Origin of the sequence: Brevundimonas bacteroides DSM 4726, from assembly GCF_000701445.1 — a bacterium.
In the GTDB taxonomy this organism is placed as follows: Bacteria; Pseudomonadota; Alphaproteobacteria; order Caulobacterales; family Caulobacteraceae; genus Brevundimonas; species Brevundimonas bacteroides.
This window is the reverse complement of sequence record NZ_JNIX01000013.1, coordinates 95,224-114,388: the sequence shown is the minus strand read 5'-3', so window position 1 is coordinate 114,388 and position 19,165 is coordinate 95,224. Positions and strand designations below refer to the sequence as shown.

Genomic DNA, 19,165 nt, shown 5'->3' with positions numbered 1-19,165 from the left:
GTCTCCTTTCAGGTCGGGGGTGGGCCTATCCGGCGAGCGCGTCGATGACGACGCCCTCGGTCAGAAGCTGGGGCAGGATCTCCGGCTCGGCCTGACCGGGCCGGAAGACCATGTACAGAGGCACACCGGATCGTTCGCGGCGCTCCAGCTCGCGGGTGATGGCGTCGTCGCGAGACGTCCAGTCGCCGACAAGATAGACCGCGTTCGCCTCGGTCAGCGCCTCGGCCACTTGCGGCGAGGACAGGGCAGCGCGTTCGTTGATCTTGCACGTCACGCACCAGTCGGCGGTGAAGTTGACGAGCACCGTCCGGCCCTCGGCGGTCGCGGCCGTCACCGCCGCCTCCGACCACGGCTGGGACGGCAGGGCGGCGCTGGTCGCCGCGGCTAAGGCCTCCACCCGCGGCGCGCGCACGGCGGCGAACGACAGGCCCGCGACCGCCAGCAGCGAGAGGAGAGCCACCCCCGCCGCGATCCGCCCGCCCGAGGCCTGGGCCTGGCCGAACAGCCAGGCGGCCAGCGCCAGCGCCAGCGCCGCTCCGAACAGCAGGCCCAGAGCGTCGGCCCCGGTCTGGTTCAGAAACACCCACCCCAGCCAGAGGGCGGCGCCGTACATCGGAAAGGCCAGGACGCCCTTCAGCCGCTCCATCCAGGCGCCGGGCTGCGGCAGTCGGGCGAGCAGCCGGGGCGACAGGCTGACGAAGAGATAAGGCAAGGCCAGACCCAGCCCGAGCATCAGGAAAACGATGAGGGCCAGAGGCGCAGGCATCACCAGCGCCGCTCCCAGCGCGAACGCCATGAAGGGCGCTGTGCAGGGCGCCGCCACCACCACCGCCAGCACGCCCGTGAAGAAGGCGCCGACGCCGCCCGGCAGTCTCGACAGCGGCCCCGAACCGGCCGCCGCCTGCAAGCCCGCGCCGACGTGGAAGACGCCTGACAGGTTCAGCGCCACCGCCTGCATCAGCAGGGCCAGGATCGCCGTGACCAACGGCGACTGCAGCTGGAAGCCCCAGCCGACGGCCTCGCCCGCCGCCCGCAAACCCAGCAGAACGCCGGCCAGGATCAGGAAGCTGACCAGCACCCCGGCTGTGAACAGGACGCCGTCGCGCCGCGCCTCGGCCGGAGCATGGGCCGACTTGGCCAGCGACGCCGCCTTCATGGCCAGCACCGGGAAGACGCAGGGCATCAGGTTCAGGATCAGTCCGCCGAGCAGGGCGAACACCGCCGCCTGGCCGAAAACCAGCCAGTCGACGCCCGCCGCGCCGGACGTCGCCTCCGACAGGTCCAGCGCGCCTTCGCCGCCCGCGCCCGGCAGGGGCGGGCCGGGCTCCGCCATGATTTCCCAGGCCCCTGCGTCGGTGACCAGTACGCCACCGATCGGATCGGTCAGCCCGCCCGTCCGCAGCGCCCCACCAATCTGCAGGTTCAGGGTCACTCCCTCCGGGCCCCGCTCTCCGGGCTGGGGCGCCGCATGCTGGATCACACTGGTGCCAAACGGAAACAACCACGCCCGGTCGCTCTCCATCCCCGCCAGCGGACCGCCCGTCGCCGTCAGCGTCAGGGTCTGACCTGCCAGAGTCGCCCGCGCCGCGATCCCGGCCGGGCGCGGCGCCGTTTCGACCACGGTCTGGATGTCCTGGCCCCACCGGGTATCGAGCGGCGCTGCGCCGTCGCGGACAGGCAGATCGAGCCGCAGCGTCAGCTCGTCGGGCACGCACATCTCGTCGCTGCACACCAGAAACAGGGCGCGGACGATCAGCGGCAGAGTGGTCCCCGCCCGGGCATCCGCCGGAATCTCGATCGGCACCGGCAGGAAGACCTGACCCGAATAGCCGTAGTTCATCAGGTCGGCGAGCCGCTGGCGCTCCGGCACGGGCCACAGGATGTCGCCGGCCACGACGCCGCCCGGCAGGGTCCAGGTCAGGGTCGTCGGCCCGCCGGAATCCCCGGGGTTGCGCCAATAGGTGTGCCAGCCGGGCTCGATCTGCTGGCGGATGGCGACGATAGCCGTGCCGCCGGGCGTCGCCCATTGGCTCATCGACACCAGCTCGGCCTTGATGCGCACGGTGCTCTTCGGCCCCGCCGCGACGCTGCCCGGTGCGGCGCTGGGCATGGGCTGCGCGACGGCGGCCCCCGCCAGTCCGATCCACAGCAGAAGAAGGGCAATCAGGCGCACGGGCGTCGGCTCTCCGGTCGGCGAGCGATCTGTCTAGCCTCCGACAGCGGGATACGCCACGGCGACGGGTCGCCGCGCCGTCTTCGCCCACCATGAGCGATGGTTACGGCGAACAAAGCGAAATGGGCGGCTCGCCTCTCGACAAGCCGCCCGGAAAACTCAATCTGAACAGTGCCTTAGTAGCGGCGCTGGCCGTTTTCCCAGTAGCACTCGTCCTGACGGTTGTCGTAGCAGTAGTAGTAGTTACCGCGGTTGTCGCGGTAGCGCTGCTGATTGGCGCGATCCTGATTGGAGCCGCGGATGGCTCCTGCCGCGCCGCCGACGACTGCACCGATAGCTGCACCGGTTCCGGCGTTGCCCGAGCCGACATTGTTGCCGATGATGGCCCCGGCGACGGCACCGATACCGGCGCCGATGGCGCCCTGGCGGACCGTTTCATTGGTGCCGCCATAGCCATAAGGGTCGCTGGCGCAGGCCGTGGCCATGAGGCCGGCAGCCCCGATCGCGATAATCGCCTTCTTCATGGGTCTATCCTTCATCCCTGATGTTCGCCCCGCAAGCGAGAACGCTGGATTATAGCCCAGGTTCCACGCCTATGCTCACTGTTAACGATGACATAGACTGCGCTAGCGGCCACGCGAGGGGCGTCGGCTCGACCCAGTGTCAGTTCTCCAGGGGGTTTGCTTATGCGTTTTCCTGAACCGGTTCGCGATTCCGACGGCCACTCCAGCCCGGTCTGGGCGCGCAAGAAGCGGCGCGGCGCGGGGGCCGGTGGCTTCGTCGGGCTTCTCGTGACGCTGCTGGCGCTGTTTGGCGTGCTGACCGCTGTCCTTGGGATCAAGGAGCGGTCGCTGGCCGAGGGCGGCGCTCTGATGGACGGCTGGATCACGGCAGGCGTCAATGCCGCGCGCGAACTGGCCGGTCAGGCCCCCGAAGCCGCCGAGGCGGCGGCCGAGACGGCCGGAGATGCCGCTGAAAAGACCGGCGATGCCCTGGAAGCCGGCGCGGCGACCACGGCCGAGGAATTGACCAAGCAATAGTCACGCTTGTTCGGAACACGCCCTTGACCAGCGCGTTCGGCGGGAGTGATCGACAACCTCATGCCCGCTGACCGTCAGGCCACTCCGGACACTCCCGACGTGGATGCCTCCGTCACGCAGGACCCCCGCGTCCTGACGTCGTACGTGCCGATCCGCTCGGTCGTCGTGCTCGTGAACCCGCTGTCGGGCTCGACGGGCCCCGCGGCAGTGCGGGAGGCAGAAGCCATTCTGACAGAGTACGGCTGCGCGTTCGAGGTCATCGAACTCATCGGTGCCACCCTGAACGATCAGGTCGATGCGGCCCTCGCCCAGAAACCCGACGTTCTGTTCGTTCTGGCCGGAGACGGCACCGCACGCGCCGTCGCGTCAAAGGTCGGCCCTGACGGCCCACTGATCGCGCCCCTGCCGGGCGGCACCATGAACATGCTGCCCAAGGCGCTCTACGGAACGGCGGACTGGAAGGCGGCCCTACGAGGGGCTCTGGAGGAGGGATCGGCGCAGTGTGTGTCGGGCGGCGTCGTGCTCGGAGAGAGTTTCTACTGCGCCGCCATCTTTGGCTCCCCCGCCCTTTGGGCACCGGCCCGCGAAGCCATGCGGACCGGCAAGATCAGCCTGGCCTGGACCTATGCGCGCCGGGCCCTGAAGCGGGCCTTCTCCGGCAAGATCCGCGTCGAGCTGGATGGCGGCCGGATGCGCCGGACCGAAGCGCTGGCCCTCATCAGCCCAATGATCTCCAAGGCGATGGAAGAGCCCGTGGGGCTGGAGGCGGCGGCCATGAACCCCAACGACGCCGCCGAGGCCTTCCGCCTGGCGGCGACCGCCGTGTTCAGCGACTGGAGGCAGGACCCGTCCGTTGCGACGCAGCCCGCCCGCCGGATCCGTATCCGCGCCAGATCGCGTATCCCGGCCGTACTGGACGGAGAACCGATGCTGCTGCCGCCGGACACGACAATCCGCTTCATTCCCAAGGCCTTCCGAGCTTTGGCACCCCGCCCCCCTGCGGCGGAAGACAGCGTCTGATGGGTGCCGGTCGGCTGCTGCAGTTCTCCGACGTCCACTTCGGCGTGGAGCACAGGCGCGCCTGCGCGGCCGCGCTGGAATACGCGCATGCGACGCCGTCGGACCTCATCCTGATCACCGGCGACATCACCCAGAAGGGCCTGCCCGACGAGTTCGCCGCCGCCGCAGACTGGATCCGCGCGATGCCGGAGCCGCGCTTCGTCATCGTCGGCAATCACGACGTCCCCTACTACAGCCTGTCGGCCCGGCTGTTTCACCCTTGGCGCGCGTTCGAAACGGCGACCGGGTATCCGGCGCACGACGGAGAGTTCGTGTCGAACACCGTCATGGTGCGCGGCGTCGTCACAGCGCGGGGCTGGCAGGCGCGGCCGAACTGGTCGAAAGGCGTCATCGATCTGGACCAGACGCGGCGCGCGGCCGAGGCCCTGCGTCGATCGCCGGTGGGCGCGCTGAGAATTCTTGCCTGCCACCATCCCCTGATCGAGATGATCGGCGCGCCGATGACCGGGGACGTGAAACGAGGCGACGCAGCGGCCGCCATCTTCGCCGAGGCGGGCGTGGACCTCATCACGACGGGCCACGTGCATGTCCCGTTCGCCCTGCCGATCGACCTGACGGACCGGTGTTCCTACGCCATCGGCTGTGGAACGCTTTCACATCGCGAGCGGGGCGCTGCGCCTAGCTTCAACCAGATCGAGTGGTCGGCGAGCGATATCGTTGTGACGGTGATCGCCTGGGACGGCTCGGGCTTTGCGCCGGCGGAAACTTGGCGATTGCCGCGTCGGCAAGACACCCGTCACCGCGAGTCCGCGCCAGACCCGGCCCAGCCGGGGGCCCGCGAAGCAGCTGCGGTCTGAAACGGGAAAGGCCGCAGCGTCACCGCTGCGGCCTCCTGATCGTTGGATCGGTCGATCGCGCTAGACGCGACCGCCTCGCCCCCGCATGCCGTTCGCCACCAGTGAGATGATGAACAGGACAAGCGCGATGATCGCCACGAACTTGGCAATCTCGAACGAGAAGTTGGCGATGCCACCGAAGCCGAGAACGGCGGCGACAAGCGCGACAATCAGAAAAATTATCGCCCAGCGAAGCATGGCGCCCCTCCTTGGACCCAAAAGAAAAACCAGCGACACCATTTTCGATGCCACTGGTCTTCAAACGTGATGCCTGGTGGGAGGTTCCCTCAGTATCGGCGCCGCCGACTCTGGGACTTTTCTGTGAAGGCCGCGGCGACCATGGTGGCCAGCGCCGGGTTGCGCAGGAAGATGTAGCCGCCTGCGAGCGCCGCCACGGTGCCCAGAATGGGGCGCTGCCGGAACAGTGTGTAGGCGCGTGCGCCGAGACCCTCGGGCTCTTCCTCCGGCTCATCCGCCAGACCCCCCGCGGCCCCGAGGAAGGCGACGGCGACGACGATTGCGATCAGGGCGAACAGACCGGCGGTGACGGCGGCGGCGCCCAGTGGCGGCAGAACCAGAGCCAGGGCATAGTAGACGGTCGCCCCCAGCGCCACCACCGCGACAAAGGCGCAGCCGGCGACCACGAAGGCCGCCGACAGTTTACGAACGACGCTCTTGCCGATCATCAGCGACGGCGACCGGCGAGGAGCAGGCCGAGCACGACGCCGACGCCCAGCGCGATGGCGGTCGACTGGATCGGACGCTCCTGCACCCGTTCGGTGACGTAGCGCTGGGCCTCATCGAACCGCTCGGCGGCGTCGTCGTAGTACTCGCGGCTGCGCACGCGGGCCTGGTCGTAGTAGTCGCGGGCCTGTTCGCGCAGGACCTCGGTGCGCTCGCGGATGCGGGCGTCGGCCTCGGCGGCCTTCTCGCGCAGGCGGGCTTCGGCCTGGGCGGCCTTGGCCTTCAGGCGGGCGGCCTCCTCGCGAGCGCCGACCTTCAGGTCCTCCTTGAGGGTATTCAGGTCGTTCTTGATGTCTTCCCGAGCCTTGCTGGTCGCCATGATGCGCGCTCCGTGTTTGTCAGCTTTGCCGTAAATAGAGGCCTCGTCCGCTGAACGCCACACCCCGCCGCTTGTTCCGCTGCAATGCGGCATGGCGAGTGGCCGACCGGCTCGCTAGAACGCTCGGCCATGACCGATTTCGTGATCCCGCCTCCGCCCGTCGTTTCCCTGCCGATCGCAGGCAACGCCCGTCGCTTCCCCGTGCGGCGCATCCTGTGTGTCGGCCAGAACTATGCCGCCCATGCCCGCGAAATGGGGTCTGACCCGGAGCGGCAGGCCCCCTTCTTCTTCTCCAAGCCCGCCGACGCCCTGATCGTCGACGGTGCCGACCCCGCCTATCCGAGAGCGACATCGAACCTGCATCATGAGGTTGAGCTGGTCGTTGCGATTGGCGAGGACGGAGCGATCGCGGGTTGGGCCGTCGGCTGCGATCTGACACGCCGCGACCTGCAGGCCGAGGCCAAGGCCAAGGGTCGCCCTTGGGACGCCGCCAAGGGATTTGACCAGTCCGCCCCCTGCGCCGCCCTGACGCTCGGCCCGCTGCCGGCACCCGCGGGACAGATCGCCTTGAGCGTGAACGGCGAGACTCGACAGCGTTCGACGCTCGCCGACATGATCTGGTCGCCGCAAGAGATCGTCGAACAGGCCGGCAAGCTCTGGTCCATCCAGCCCGGCGACCTGATCTTCACCGGCACACCCGAGGGCGTCGGCCCGCTGGTCCGGGGCGACCAGGTGCGGGCGACCATCGAAGGCCTGGCGCCGCTGGAGTTCACCGTCCGATGATCCTGCACGGCTATTTCCGCTCTGGGGCGGCCTATCGCACGCGCATCGCGCTCAATCTGAAGGGCGTGACCTATGAGCAGAGCGGCGTGGACCTGCGCACCGGGGCCCAGCGGTCCGAGGCCTTCCTCGCGCTGAATCCCCAAGGCATGGTCCCGGCGCTGGAGACCGACCAAGGCGTCCTGACGCAGAGCCCCGCAATCCTGGAATGGCTCGAGGAGACATACCCCGAGCCGCCTCTCTTGCCGAAAGAGCCGGACGACCGGGCCCGGGTGCGGGCCATGGCGGCCCTGATCGGCTGCGACATCCACCCCTTGAGCAACCTGCGGGTCCTGACCGAGCTGCGCACGAACTGGGGCGCGGATCAGGCCCGGATCGACGGCTGGGCCGCGCGCTGGATGGTCCCCGGACTTCAAGCCTTGACGGCCTTGGTCGAGAGCCACGGGCGGGGCTGGTCATGGGGCGCGGCGCCGACGCTGATCGACTGCTATCTGATCCCGCAGCTGTATTCGGCGCGACGGTTCAACATCGACCTGACGCCGTTCCCGACCCTGCTGGCGGTGGAGGCGCAGGCGTTGGCCCACCCCGCCTTCGAGGCGGCGCATCCGGACCGACAGCCCGACGCGGACTGAACGATCCGCGTTCGGCCGGTAAGGTTTGGGCAAAGTCTCCCTCAGCCTCCCTTAAACATTGCCGGGCAGGATCGGAGGGTGACACCCGCCGCCGTCCCCTCCCCGGTCGCCAAGCTGGCCCTCGCCGTCGTGACGGAGCCGGAACGCGCGACCCCCGCGCCCGCCGGCGCGCGCGAGGACGCCATGCGGTCCCTGCTCCAGACCGCCGCCGACGCCGGGGTGACTCGCGTGGCCACCCGCCCTCAGGGCGATCAGGAGCGGCTGCTGGGCCAGGCCTGGCCGTTTCCTTCGCCGTTTTCCGTCAGTGTTCGCGCCGTCGCCGTGTCCGAGGGCCTGGATCGCGTCGAGGCGCGCGCGCGGCGCTCGCTGGAGCGGATGGGCCTGCCGCGCGGCGACGTGCTGCTGGTCTCGGGAGCCGGCGATCTGGCCGGGGCCGAGGGTCGCGCGCTGTGGGAGCGCCTGCAGGCGCTGAAGGATCGCGGCCTGTATCGGCGCATCGGTTTCCTCGCCACGATGGAGGACGGGCCGGTGCTGCTGGCCCGCCGATTCCAGCCGGACGTGGTTCAGATTCCCTGCAACATCCTGGACCAGCGGCCCGTCGTCGAAGGGGTTCTCTCGGACCTCGCTGGCTTGGGCGTCGACGTGCATGTGTCGTCAGTCTTCGCCCGCGGCCTGCTCTTCGCCAACCGTGAGACCCTGCCGACGCACCTCCGGAACTATGGCGTCGCCCTGTCGCGCACACGCCGTCGCCTGGCCGAGGCGCGGGTCGATCCCATGCAGGCGGCGCTGGCCTTCTGTCTCAACCTGCCGCCGGCGGCGGCCGTGATCGCCTCGGTGGCGTCGGCCGCCGAGATGCGGGCGGTGCTGGCCGCCGCCCACGCGGCCAGCCCCGACCTCGACTGGTCCAGCCTGGCGCTGGAGGAGCCGGCCGCGCTGACGACCGGCTCCCAGGCCCTGGTCAGTAACGCAGCCTGACCCCGACGTAGGCCGACCGACCCGGCTCGCCATAGCCCAGCACCTGCTGGTACCGCTCGTCCGCCAAGTTCTCGATCCGGGCCGTCAGGGCGACGGCGTCGGTCAGCTGATAGGCCCCATTCAGGATCGCCGTGACGAAGCTGTCGCGCACCCCGCCGGAATCGCCCTGGTCGCCTTCGGCGCGGATGGTCAGAGCGCCAGACAGCCGCTCGCCGGTCCAGGCCAGGGTCGCCGACCCTGCATGCTCGGCCACGCGCAGCAGCCGCGCGTCGGTGGTCTCGTCGCGGGCGTCGGTCCAGGCGTAGGCCAGCGTTAGATCGAAACCGCTCGCCAGACGCGCCGTCGCCTCGGCCTCAATCCCGTCGGTACGGGTCTCGGCGATGTTGATGTAGCGGCCGGAGACGTAGCTGATCTGGTCCTCGACGTTCAGGCGATAGACGGTGATCCGGCCGTCGAACCGGCCGTCAGCCGCCGTCCAGCCGAGCGCGACCTCCATGCTGTCGGCGCTTTCGGGGCGCAGCACGGGAAACGGCCGCGCGGCGAAGCAGAAGTCGCACACCGCCTGGCTGATCGACGGCGCCTTGAAGCCCGTTCCCCAGGCGCCCGAGAGGATGAAGCCGCCGTCCAGGTCCAGCGCCGCCGAGACCCGTCCCGTCGTCTCCGAGCCGAAGTCGTCGGTGTCGTCCCAGCGGAGCGCGCCGGTCACGCTGAGCCGCTCGGTGGCCTGCAGGGAGGCCGTACCGAAGATAGAGGTCGTTCCGAGCTCCTCCGACAATCCGCTGGACAGGCTGCCCTCGGTATCCTCGCGCTCGGCGCCGAAGGCGTAGGTCAGACGCTCGCCGGCTGCGCCGTCGGCCTGCCAGCGCCAGACCTGGCGGTCGGCCTCGAAGGTCGAGGGAAAGGACGAGATCGTGTCGCGCTGGATGTCCGAGGTCGACAGGCTGATCTGGTGGGTTAAGCCGAGCGCCTGAAGCGTCAGCCGGCCGAAGCCGGACCACTGCTCGCTCTCGGTCGAATCGGCGGTGTCGGCCAGGCGGAATTGCGGAGCCGGAAAGCCATCGATGTCGGCCTCGCTCCTGGACCACCGGACCGATCCGTCGATACGCGCGGCGGGAGACAGGGCGTAGCGGCCCTTCACCCCCAGCGTCGTGCTGTCAAAGCCGTCGGCCTCCGGATTGCCGTCGGCCTCGTCCGCCGCGCTGATGCCGTCGGTCGAGAAGCGCGAGACCCAGGCGCCAATGGCGTAGGTCTCATTGTCCACGCCCGCCGCCAGCCGGCCGCGCAGGGTGTCGAAGGAGCCCGCCTCGGCCTCGGCGCGGACGCCATCGACCTCGCGCGTGGTGAAGGAAATCACGCCGCCGATAGCGTCCGATCCCCACAGCGACGACTGCGGTCCCGACAGCACCTCGATGCGCTCGACGTCGCCGAGTTCCAGGCCCGAAAAGTCATAGGCCCCGTTGATCTCGGCCGGGTCGTTGACGGGCACGCCGTCGACCAGGACCAGGGTCTTACCGGGATTGGCGCCCCGGATGCGGACTTGGGCCACGCCTCCGAACGCGCCGGAGCGCACCACCGACAGGCCCGGCACGTCGGCCAGGATGTCGGCGGCGAAGACCGCGCCTCGGCGTTCGATAGTCGCCCCGTCGATGACGCGGGCGCCGGGCGTGCGTGCGGCGATGGCGGGCAGGCGTGTCGCGGTGACGACGATCTCGGGCAGGGGATCGGCGGTCAGGACCTCGACGTCCTCGGCCCAGGCGGGGGCGGCGAGCGCGGCCAAGGCGCTCGTGGCGAACAGCATACGTTTCATGGATATCGGCTCCATCGGCCCGGCTTCGGCGCGCGGCGGGCGTGGTGACAGCGACCAATCCGCCCGGACGCGAGGCATCCGGACGGCTCCGAGATCGGGTCGCTTCGACGGAACGTCCTCCCGGCTTCGCGGAAGGGGATGGTCCCACGCCTCTGTCTGGTCCCGGACAGCGGGCGAGCGACGTCGGCGGCCAGGTCTCCTGGCTTGCGGGTCGCCGGACGCCGCCCTCGCCTTCCCGGTTCCGCCGGAGCAGACCCAGTGACGCCGGAGCAACAGCCCCGGATCGGACGACGGCCTCGCCGCCTACAGTTGCGGGCACAGCCGCGGTGTTGGACCGCGTTCCCTTAACCGCCTGAACGGAATGTCGCAGGTGCGAAGCGTGGCGGCAAGGCGGGACTGCGGCCTTGAGCGAGCCTGCGCATTCCGTCACCCTGTCGACGCCCCATGAACGCCCCGCTCCAGCATCCTTCGAAGACCGCTCCTGCGGACGGCGTGACCCCGGTCATGGCCCAGTTCCTCGCGGCCAAGGCGTCGCAGCCGGACGCCATCCTGCTGTTCCGCATGGGCGACTTCTACGAGCTGTTCTTCAAGGACGCGGAGTTAGTCGCCGCCGCCATCGGCCTGACGCTCACCAAGCGCGGCAAGCATCTGGGCGAGGACATCCCCATGGCCGGCATGCCCGTCCATGCGGCGGACGGCTACATCGCCCGGCTGATCCGTCAGGGCTTCAAGGTCGCCATCTGCGAACAGATGGAGGACCCCGCCGAGGCCAAGAAGCGCGGCTCCAAGGCCGTCGTCCGCCGCGACATCGTCCGCGTCGTCACGCCCGGCACCCTGACCGAGGACTCGCTGCTGGATGCGCGCGGCGCCAACCGGCTCGCGGCCGTGGCCATTCGCCGGGGCCGGGCGGCCGTCGCCGTGGTCGAGCTGTCGGCCGGGGCGGTCGACTGCGTGGCCTGCTCGGTTGCCGATCTGGCCGCGACGCTCTCGGCGTTCCGGCCGTCCGAGGTGCTGGTCACCGACAAGCTGTTCTCCGATCCGGAGGTGAAGCTGGCGCTGGACGGCTCCGGCGGTGTGGTCCAGGCGCTGGCGTCCGCCGTGGCCGAACCGGCGGCGGCCTCGGCGCGCGTGACGCGGCTCTACGGCGTTCAGTCGATGGACGGCTTCGGGGCCTTCGAGGAGGCGGAGGTCTCCGCGCTCGGCCTCCTCGCCGCCTATCTGGAGACAACCCAGGCCGGAAAGGTCCCGGCGCTCTCGCCGCCTCGCCGCTCCGGCGAGACGGGCTACCTGGCCATCGACCCGGCGACGCGACTGAGCCTGGAGATCGACCGCACCCAACGCGGCGAACGCGAGGGGTCGCTTTTGGCCTGCATCGATCGCACAGTGACGTCTGGCGGAGCGCGGGCGCTCGCTGAACGCATCGCCCGACCCTTACGCGATCCCGCCGCGATCAACGCCGGGCTCGACGCGGTCGAATGGCTTCTGGAGCGGCGGGGTCTGCGCCGCGATCTGCGCGACGGCTTGCGCGCCTCCGCCGATGTGGCCCGCGCCGTGTCGCGGCTTGCGCTCGGGCGAGGGGGGCCGCGCGACCTCGCCGCGATCCGCTCGGGGCTGACGATCGGAGAGGCCATCGCGGGCCTGTTCACCGCCTCGCCTGATCCGCTCACCGGACCGCCAGCGCGGATCACGGCGTGTCTGGACCGGCTGACCCCGTCGCCGGACCTGTCGCGGCTGATGCTCGATCTCGCCGAGGGCCTGGCGCTGGAGCCGCCGCATCTGGCGCGCGACGGCGCCTTCGTGAACCCCGGCTTCCGGCCCGAGCTCGACGCCGCCCGGGCGCTGCGGGACGACAGCCGCCGGGTGGTCGCGGACCTCGAAGCCCGCGCCGTGGCCGAGTCGGGCGTGCCCTTCAAGATCCGGCACAACGCCGTGCTGGGCTACTTCCTCGAGACCACCGCCAAGCACGCCGAGCCCCTGTTCCGCGCCGGCCCGGAAAGCCCCTTCATCCATCGCCAGACCCTGGCGGCCCAGGTGCGCTTCACCACCGTCGAACTGTCCGAACTGGACGCGAAGATCAGCCAGGCCGGGCACCGCGCGCTCGCCATGGAGACCGAGACCTTCGAAGTCTGGCGCGCCACGGTCGCCGAGCTCGCACGCCCGCTTCAGGCTCTGGCCGAGGCCATGGCCGAGCTGGACGCCACCGCCGCCCTGGCCGAATGGGCGGAGGAGGTCGGCGCCGTCCGCCCCGTCGTGGACGACAGCCGCTGCTTCACCGTAGAGGCCGGCCGGCACCCCGTGGTCGAGGCGGCGGTCAAGAAGGCGGGCGACCCCTTCACCCCCAACGATTGCCGCCTGGACGGCGACGGGCAGGGGTGCGCGCGCCTGTCGATCGTCACCGGCCCCAACATGGCGGGCAAGTCGACCTTCCTGCGCCAGAACGCCCTGCTAGTCGTGCTGGCCCAGGCCGGCGCCCTCGTGCCGGCGCGATCCATGCGGCTCGGCGTCGTCGATCGTCTTTTCAGCCGCGTCGGGGCGGGCGACGACCTCGCGCGCGGGCGCTCCACCTTCATGATGGAGATGGTCGAGACCGCCGCCATCCTGACCCAGGCGACGGACCGCAGCTTCGTGGTGCTGGACGAGATCGGGCGCGGCACCGCCACCTACGACGGTCTGGCCATCGCCTGGGCCTGCGCCGAGGCGCTGCACGACGTGAACCGCGCGCGCACCCTGTTCGCCACCCACTATCACGAGCTGGCGCGGCTGGAGGAGCGGCTGGATCACGTCTGCAACCTGTCCATGAAGGCGCGCGAGTGGAACGGAGAGCTCGTCTTCCTGCACGAGGCCGCGCCGGGTGCCGCCGACCGCTCCTACGGCGTGCAGGTGGCGAAACTGGCGGGCGTGCCTCCGGCCGTCGTCGCCCGCGCCCGCGTCGTGCTCGACCGGCTGGAGTCAGAGAAGGCGGCCGCCGCCCGCCTCGACGACCTGCCCCTCTTCGCGGTCGCCGAACCGCCCCCGCCGCCGCTGAAGTCCGCCGTGGATGAGGCGGTGGCCGCGCTGGACCCCGATGCTCTCAGCCCGCGCGAGGCGCTGGAGGCGCTCTATCGGCTGAAGGGGCTGGTGCAGGCGTGACCCTGCTTCTTTGGGTCCTTCTCATTTTCACGCCACCGCTGATCTATTTCGGGCTATGGGTCATGCTCGCGAGGCAACTGCCGAGTTTGCGTCAGTGGTCGGCGATATTTCTTGCCCTGTTCGCCTTCGTAAGCCTCGTTGCAGTCCTGATCGGCTACTTCGAAAGCGGGAAATTGAGGCCTGCGGTTTGGTTGCCGGGGGTTTTTTGCCTAAGCGGCATCGGTGCTTCTGCACTCCAGTTTCGGTGGTGGCTCGAAACTGCGCTCGGACGTGATCGATGAACGCATCACTCGGTCTCGACGCCCGCCTCGACGCCCTCGTCGGCTCTCCCGGCCTGCGCGCTTCGGTGGCCGACATCCTGCGCGCCCACCACGACGCCGCCCGCGAGAAGATCGCTGCCAAACTCGCCAACGGCCTACCCGGCGTCGAGGTCGCCCGCCTGTATGCCGCCGCCGCTGACGAGCTTCTGACCGCCCTTTGGCGCTTCACCGCCCAGACCCTCTATCCGGCCCCCAATCCCACCGAGGCGGAGAAGCTGGCCCTGATCGCGGTCGGCGGCTACGGCCGGGGCGTCCTCGCGCCCTTTTCGGATCTCGACATCGTCTTCCTGCGTCCGTGGAAGACCACGGCCCGTACCGAGACGGTGGCGGAGTTCATGCTCTACGTCCTCTGGGACCTGGGCCTGAAGGTCGGCTCCGCCGCGCGGTCGGTCGAGGAGGCGATCAGCCTCGCCCGCTCCGACATGACCATCCGGACGGCCCTGCTCGAGGCCCGGCCATTGGCGGGCGACGCGAGCCTTTCCGGCGAGTTCCTGACCCGCTTCCAGGCGATGGTCGCCGCTTCCGATCCCCGTCCCTTCATCACCGCCAAGATGGAGGAGCGCGAGACCCGCCACGCCAAGGCCGGGGCCGTGCGCTACCGCGTCGAGCCCAACATCAAGGACGGCAAGGGCGGCCTTCGCGACCTCAACACCCTGTTCTGGATCGCTCGATCTCTGGCCCCCGACAGCCCGCTCGGCGCCCGAGTCATGGACGACCTGCTCACCCCGCGCGAGCGCCGCACCTTCGAGGAGGCGTTCGACTTCCTCTGGCGGGTCCGTTGCCACCTGCATCTCGCGGCCGGGCGCGCTGAGGAGAAGCTGACCTTTGACCTCCAGCCCGAAGTCGCCCGTCGCATGGGTTGGCGCGGGCGCGGCGACGAGCCGGCGGTGGAGCGCTTCATGCGCCGATACTTCATCGTCGCCCGCGACGTCGGGGCCCTGACCCGCGCCATGAGCGCCACGCTGGAGGCCCGCCAGCAGAAGAGGACGCTCAGCCTGTCGCGCCTCATCCCCGGCCGCCGCCGCGACCTAGGCGTCGAGGGCTTCGTCGAGGACGGCGGGCGTCTGTCGGTCACGGGGCCGGAGGTGTTCGCCGCCGACCCCGTCAAGCTCCTGACGCTGTTCGTCGCTGCCGACCGGCATGACCTGGACCTGCACCCGCATGCCTTTTCTGCGCTAACGCGGTCGCTCGGTCTCGTTACGCCCCGGCTGCGGCGAGACCCCCAGGCGACGGCGGCCTTGCTGCACATTTTGGCCCACGGCCAGCGACCCTATCGCGTCCTGACCATCATGAACGAGGCGGGGCTGCTCGGCCGCTTCCTGCCGGAGTGGGGCCGGATCGTCGGCCAGACCCAGTTCAACATGTACCACGCCTACACGGTCGACGAGCACACCCTCCAGGCTATCGGCATCATCAACGACATCCATCGCGGCAAGCTGAAGGCCGACCATCCGCTGGCCAGCGAGGTCATCCACCTGATCGCCGACCCCGAGGCCCTGATGCTGGCCATGCTGCTGCACGACGTGGGCAAGGGCGGCGACCGGGGCCAGCTGGAGGACGGCGCCATCTCCGCGCGCCGCGCCTGCGAACGGCTGGGGCTGGAGCCGCGCCGGATCGAGCTGGTGGTCTGGCTGGTGCGCCATCACCTGGCCCTGTCCGACTACGCCCAGAAGCGCGACGTGTCCGATCCCGACACGGTGCGCGCCTTCGCCGAGCTGGTCGGCGATCCGGAGCGCCTGCGGATGCTGCTGGTCCTGACCGTCGCCGACATCCGCGCCGTGGGACCGGGCGTGTGGAACAGCTGGAAGGGCCAGCTGATGCGCAGCCTCTACGCCGCCGTCGAGGCCCTGTTCCGGGGCGAGGCCGCGCCTTCCGCCGATCCCCTGGCCGACCACGCCGGGCTTGTCGCCCGGGCCTTTGCTTGCGGCGCAGCAGCCGAGGCCCGGCCCGGCGCCGCCGGACGCATCGAACAGACCACCGAGATCGCTTTGGCCGCCCGCGACCGCCCTGGCCTCTTCGCCGACCTCGCCGCCGTGCTGGCGGCCGCAGGGGCGGATGTGACCGGGGCGCGGGTCGCCACGGCGGCGGACGGCACGGTGCTTGACGTCTTCCAGGTCCAGGACGGCGCCGACCAGCCCTACGGCCAGGCCGAGCCGCGGCGCCTGACCCAGCTGATCGCCGCGCTCGAGGCTGCGGCGCGAGGCGAGGCGCCGGCGCCGCTTCCGCCCATGCCCGCCGCCTCTCCCCGGCGCGCTGTGTTCGACGTGCGGCCCGTGGTGATGATCGACAACGCGGCGTCGGCGGAGGCCACGGTCATCGAGGTCTCCGGCGCTGACCGTCCCGGCCTTCTGGCGGAGCTGTCGCGCACCCTGACCGACCACGACCTGTCGATCCGCTCGGCCCACGTCGCCAGCTTCGGCGAGCGGGCGGTCGACAGCTTCTACGTCACCGACGCCAAGGGCCGGAAGCTGACCTCCGACGTCCTGCTGGACGAGGTGCATCAGGCGCTGGAAGCTGTGCTTGACCGCGCCCCCGCCGCGCCTCAAGGCCGCAGGATCACCGCCGTCCGCGCCAGCGCCCGCGACGTCTCCGAGCTCGGCCCCAGAAGGCCCGTTCCGTCGGCGGCGGAAGCGCGCTAAGCCCGCCTCAGTCCCTCCGCCCCGTCCGCCATGAGCCCGCCTTGAGCCTCGCCCGCAACACCCTGGTTCAGGCGACCCTGACGCTGGGCAGCCGCATCCTCGGCTTCGGCCGCGACCTGGCCTTGTCGGCCCAGTTCGGCCAGGGGCCGATGATGGACGCCTTCACCACGGCGCTGATGCTGCCCAACATGTTCCGGCGCCTGTTCGCCGAGGGCGCCTTCGCCCAGGCCTTCGTGCCCATCTACGGCGGGGTCCGGGCGCGCGAGGGCGAGGAGGCGGCCGCCGTCACGGCGTCCGAGGCGCTCAGCTTCATGTTCGCGGTGGTGGCGAGCTTCTGCATCCTGCTGCAGGTCGCCATGCCCTGGATCATGCCGTGGCTGCTGTCGGCCTGGCGCGACGACGCGGGCGTGATGTTCGCGGCGACCACGGCGGCCCAGCTGACCATGCCGTATCTTGCCTGCATGACCATCGCATCCCTGTTGTCGGGCGTGCTCAACACCTCGGGGCGGTTCGCCCTGACCGCGGCCGTGCCGGTGTTCCTGAACCTCTGCACCCTGATCCCGCTGCTCGCGCCGCTGGTCATCGAGATCGATCAGTCGACCGTGCTGTTCGCCACCTCTGCTGCGGTCAGCCTCTCCGGTCTGATCCAGATGGGCCTGCTCTGGTGGGGGGTGAAACGGCTGGGCGTGACGCTGCGGCTGGGACTGCCGCGCCTGACGCCAGGGGTGTCGCGCACCCTGAAGCTGGCCGTCCCCGGCGTGCTGGCGGGCGGCGCGCTCCAGCTCAACTCCGTCGTCAGCCAGCTGCTGACGGGCTCCAACGAGGGCGCGCGCTCGGTGCTCTACAACGCCGACCGCCTGTACCAGCTGCCGCTCGGCCTGGTCGGCGTCGCCATTGGCCTGGCGCTCGTGCCCCGCCTGACACGGGCGTTCGTCACAGGCGACCATGAAGGCGGGCGGCGGACGCTGGACGACGGCATCACCCTGTCCATGTCCTTCACCCTGCCAGCCGCCGTGGCCCTGTTCGTTATCCCCTTCTTCATCATCGACGCGACGGTGACGCGCGGCGCCTTCACCAGCGCGGACGCCGCCCGCACGGCCGACGTGTTGCGCCATTTCGCCTGGGGCGTTCCCGCCTTCGTGCTGGCCAAGGTCCTGACGCCGCCGTTCTTCGCGCGCGAGGACACGCGACGCCCCATGATCTTCTCCATCGCCTCAGTCGCCATCACCGTGGGGCTGGGCTCGGCCCTATTCTTCGGGATGGAGCAGGCGGGCATGGACGGCGTCGTCGGCCTAGCCATCGCCACCTCCACCTCGGCCTGGATCAATGTGGCGCTCTTGGGCGGCGTCCTGGTGAAGGAAGAGGCCTGGGCCGTCACCGGCCGCTTCCTTTCGCGGTTCGCCCGCGTGCTGGCCGCCAGCGCGGTCATGGCCGCCGTCCTGGTTCCCGCCAGCGTCTTCTATCCCGAGCTATCGGCCCTCTTCCTGACTAAAGAGGTCGCCGTTCTGGCCGTCGCCGTCGCGGGCGCCCTTGTGTATGGCGTCTGCATCGTGCTCTTCCGTGCGGTCAGCCCGGCCGAGCTCAAGGCCGTGCTGAGGCGTGAACCCGGGGCTTCCACCCCCTCCGGACTGGACTGATGACTGACGACGCACCCGCATACGCCGGCCCCCGCCGCATCCTCTCCGGCATCCAGGCGTCGGGCGCGCTGCATCTGGGGAACTACCTCGGCGCGCTGAAACGTTTCGTCGCGCTCCAGGACGCGGCCCCGACCTTCGTCTTCGTCGCCGACCTGCACGCCATCACGGTGTGGCAGGACCCCGCCGTCCTGACCGCCCAGACGCGAGAGATCGCCGCAGCCTACATCGCCTCGGGCCTCGACCCCGCCCGTTCGACCATCTTTCCGCAATCGGCCGTAAGCGCCCATTCGGAGCTGGCCTGGATCCTGAACTGCGTCGCCCGCCTCGGCTGGCTCGACCGCATGACCCAGTTCAAGGAGAAGTCGGGCAAGCACAAGGAGCGCGCCTCGGTCGGCCTCTACACCTACCCCGTGCTCCAGGCCGCCGACATCCTGCTCTACAAGGCGACCGAGGTGCCGGTCGGCGAGGACCAGAAGCAGCACTTGGAGCTGACCCGCGACATCGCCGCCAAGTTCAACACCGACTTCGGCGTCCCCTGCTTCTTCCCCCTGCCCGAGCCGGTCATCCAGGGCCCGGCGACGCGGGTGATGTCCTTGCGGGACGGCTCGGCCAAGATGTCCAAGTCCGATCCCTCGGACCAGAGCCGCATCAACCTGACCGACGACGCCGACGCCATCGCCGCCAAGATCCGCAAGGCCAAAACCGACCCCGAGCCCCTGCCGGAAACCGCAGACGGCCTCGCCGATCGGCCGGAGGCGCGGAACCTGGTGGCGATCTACGCCGCCCTCTCGGACCAGACGCGCGAACAGGTCATCGCACAGTTCGGCGGCCAGGGCTTCGGCGCCTTCAAGCCCGCGCTGGCCGACCTCGCCGTCTCGGCGCTGGCTCCTGTCACCGCCGAGATGCGCCGGCTGATGGACGACCCCGCAGAGATCGACCGCGTCCTGAAGGACGGGGCCGAGCGCGCCGCCGCCATCGCCGATCCGGTGGTGGACGAGGTCAAGAAGATCGTCGGCTTCTGGCGAGGCTGATCGCGGGTTCCGGGCCCGGCTCG

General features: G+C 70.2%; 17 protein-coding genes and 1 riboswitch. Of the genes, 11 read left to right on the top strand and 6 right to left on the bottom strand.

What is annotated here, in order from left to right; genetic code table 11:
- Positions 1-25: 25 nt before the first annotated feature.
- Positions 26-2,173: a protein-disulfide reductase DsbD family protein gene (locus Q333_RS0111690; protein WP_245591542.1), complete on the bottom strand. Its 2,148-nt coding sequence runs from the start codon at positions 2,171-2,173 to the stop codon at positions 26-28.
- A 176-nt stretch (positions 2,174-2,349) separates the two neighbouring features.
- On the bottom strand, positions 2,350-2,697 hold the full coding sequence (locus Q333_RS0111685; RefSeq protein WP_029417150.1) for a YMGG-like glycine zipper-containing protein: 348 nt from the start codon (positions 2,695-2,697) through the stop codon (positions 2,350-2,352).
- A gap of 162 nt (positions 2,698-2,859) precedes the next feature.
- On the opposite strand from Q333_RS0111685, the gene Q333_RS0111680 reads away from it, so the two are divergent.
- From Q333_RS0111680 to Q333_RS0111670, 3 genes are read left to right on the top strand one after another with little or no spacing between them, the layout of a single operon-like run.
- Complete coding sequence (locus tag Q333_RS0111680; RefSeq protein WP_029417149.1) at positions 2,860-3,213, top strand: hypothetical protein; 354 nt, start codon at positions 2,860-2,862, stop codon at positions 3,211-3,213.
- A 60-nt stretch (positions 3,214-3,273) separates the two neighbouring features.
- Positions 3,274-4,233: a diacylglycerol/lipid kinase family protein gene (locus Q333_RS0111675; protein WP_029417147.1), complete on the top strand. Its 960-nt coding sequence runs from the start codon at positions 3,274-3,276 to the stop codon at positions 4,231-4,233.
- Positions 4,233-5,090: a metallophosphoesterase family protein gene (locus tag Q333_RS0111670; RefSeq protein WP_029417146.1), complete on the top strand. Its 858-nt coding sequence runs from the start codon at positions 4,233-4,235 to the stop codon at positions 5,088-5,090. The genes Q333_RS0111675 and Q333_RS0111670 overlap by 1 nt, the downstream gene beginning before the upstream one ends.
- Before the next feature lie 60 nt (positions 5,091-5,150).
- Here Q333_RS0111670 and Q333_RS17375 read toward each other — a convergent pair whose 3' ends face one another.
- The 3 genes from Q333_RS17375 to Q333_RS0111655 form a co-directional block, all read right to left on the bottom strand.
- Positions 5,151-5,327, bottom strand: coding sequence for a DUF1328 domain-containing protein (locus tag Q333_RS17375; RefSeq protein WP_029417144.1), 177 nt, complete (start codon positions 5,325-5,327; stop codon positions 5,151-5,153).
- Between the two features lie 89 nt (positions 5,328-5,416).
- Entirely contained in the window at positions 5,417-5,815 is a 399-nt protein-coding gene (locus tag Q333_RS0111660; RefSeq protein WP_029417143.1) for a hypothetical protein, read from the bottom strand.
- Positions 5,815-6,192: a glycine zipper domain-containing protein gene (locus Q333_RS0111655; protein WP_029417142.1), complete on the bottom strand. Its 378-nt coding sequence runs from the start codon at positions 6,190-6,192 to the stop codon at positions 5,815-5,817. Before Q333_RS0111655 ends, Q333_RS0111660 begins: the two co-directional genes overlap by 1 nt.
- 129 nt (positions 6,193-6,321) lie before the next feature.
- Here Q333_RS0111655 and Q333_RS0111650 point away from each other — a divergent pair, with 129 nt between their 5' ends.
- From Q333_RS0111650 to Q333_RS0111640, 3 genes are all read left to right on the top strand, one after another.
- Entirely contained in the window at positions 6,322-6,975 is a 654-nt protein-coding gene (locus Q333_RS0111650) for a fumarylacetoacetate hydrolase family protein (protein ID WP_029417141.1), read from the top strand.
- Positions 6,972-7,604 (top strand): maleylacetoacetate isomerase, encoded by a 633-nt coding sequence (gene maiA / locus Q333_RS0111645; protein ID WP_029417140.1) that lies wholly within the window; start codon positions 6,972-6,974, stop codon positions 7,602-7,604. The genes Q333_RS0111650 and maiA overlap by 4 nt, the downstream gene beginning before the upstream one ends.
- Positions 7,605-7,682: 78 nt before the next feature.
- Complete coding sequence (locus Q333_RS0111640) at positions 7,683-8,579, top strand: aldo/keto reductase (RefSeq protein ID WP_029417139.1); 897 nt, start codon at positions 7,683-7,685, stop codon at positions 8,577-8,579.
- Here the strand turns inward: Q333_RS0111640 and Q333_RS0111635 are convergent.
- Positions 8,563-10,386 carry a TonB-dependent receptor plug domain-containing protein gene (locus Q333_RS0111635; RefSeq protein WP_029417138.1) on the bottom strand — a complete coding sequence of 608 codons (1,824 nt, stop codon included), beginning with the start codon at positions 10,384-10,386 and terminating at the stop codon, positions 8,563-8,565. The genes Q333_RS0111640 and Q333_RS0111635 overlap by 17 nt on opposite strands.
- Before the next feature lie 174 nt (positions 10,387-10,560).
- Positions 10,561-10,767, bottom strand: a riboswitch (cobalamin riboswitch).
- Between the two features lie 63 nt (positions 10,768-10,830).
- On the opposite strand from Q333_RS0111635, the gene mutS reads away from it, so the two are divergent.
- Genes mutS through trpS form a run of 5 tightly spaced genes read left to right on the top strand, consistent with a single transcriptional unit; the run spans position 10,831 to position 19,142 of the window.
- Positions 10,831-13,515 (top strand): DNA mismatch repair protein MutS, encoded by a 2,685-nt coding sequence (gene mutS / locus Q333_RS0111630; protein WP_029417137.1) that lies wholly within the window; start codon positions 10,831-10,833, stop codon positions 13,513-13,515.
- On the top strand, positions 13,512-13,796 hold the full coding sequence (locus tag Q333_RS0111625; RefSeq protein WP_029417136.1) for a hypothetical protein: 285 nt from the start codon (positions 13,512-13,514) through the stop codon (positions 13,794-13,796). The genes mutS and Q333_RS0111625 overlap by 4 nt, the downstream gene beginning before the upstream one ends.
- On the top strand, positions 13,793-16,474 hold the full coding sequence (gene glnD / locus Q333_RS0111620) for a [protein-PII] uridylyltransferase (RefSeq protein ID WP_029417134.1): 2,682 nt from the start codon (positions 13,793-13,795) through the stop codon (positions 16,472-16,474). Before Q333_RS0111625 ends, glnD begins: the two co-directional genes overlap by 4 nt.
- Positions 16,475-16,515: 41 nt before the next feature.
- Complete coding sequence (murJ, locus tag Q333_RS0111615) at positions 16,516-18,111, top strand: murein biosynthesis integral membrane protein MurJ (RefSeq protein WP_029417132.1); 1,596 nt, start codon at positions 16,516-16,518, stop codon at positions 18,109-18,111.
- The gene (gene trpS, locus Q333_RS0111610; RefSeq protein WP_029417130.1) at positions 18,111-19,142 is read left to right on the top strand and encodes a tryptophan--tRNA ligase; all 1,032 of its coding nucleotides are present in this window, start codon (positions 18,111-18,113) and stop codon (positions 19,140-19,142) included. The genes murJ and trpS overlap by 1 nt, the downstream gene beginning before the upstream one ends.
- The last annotated feature ends 23 nt before the right edge of the window (positions 19,143-19,165 follow it).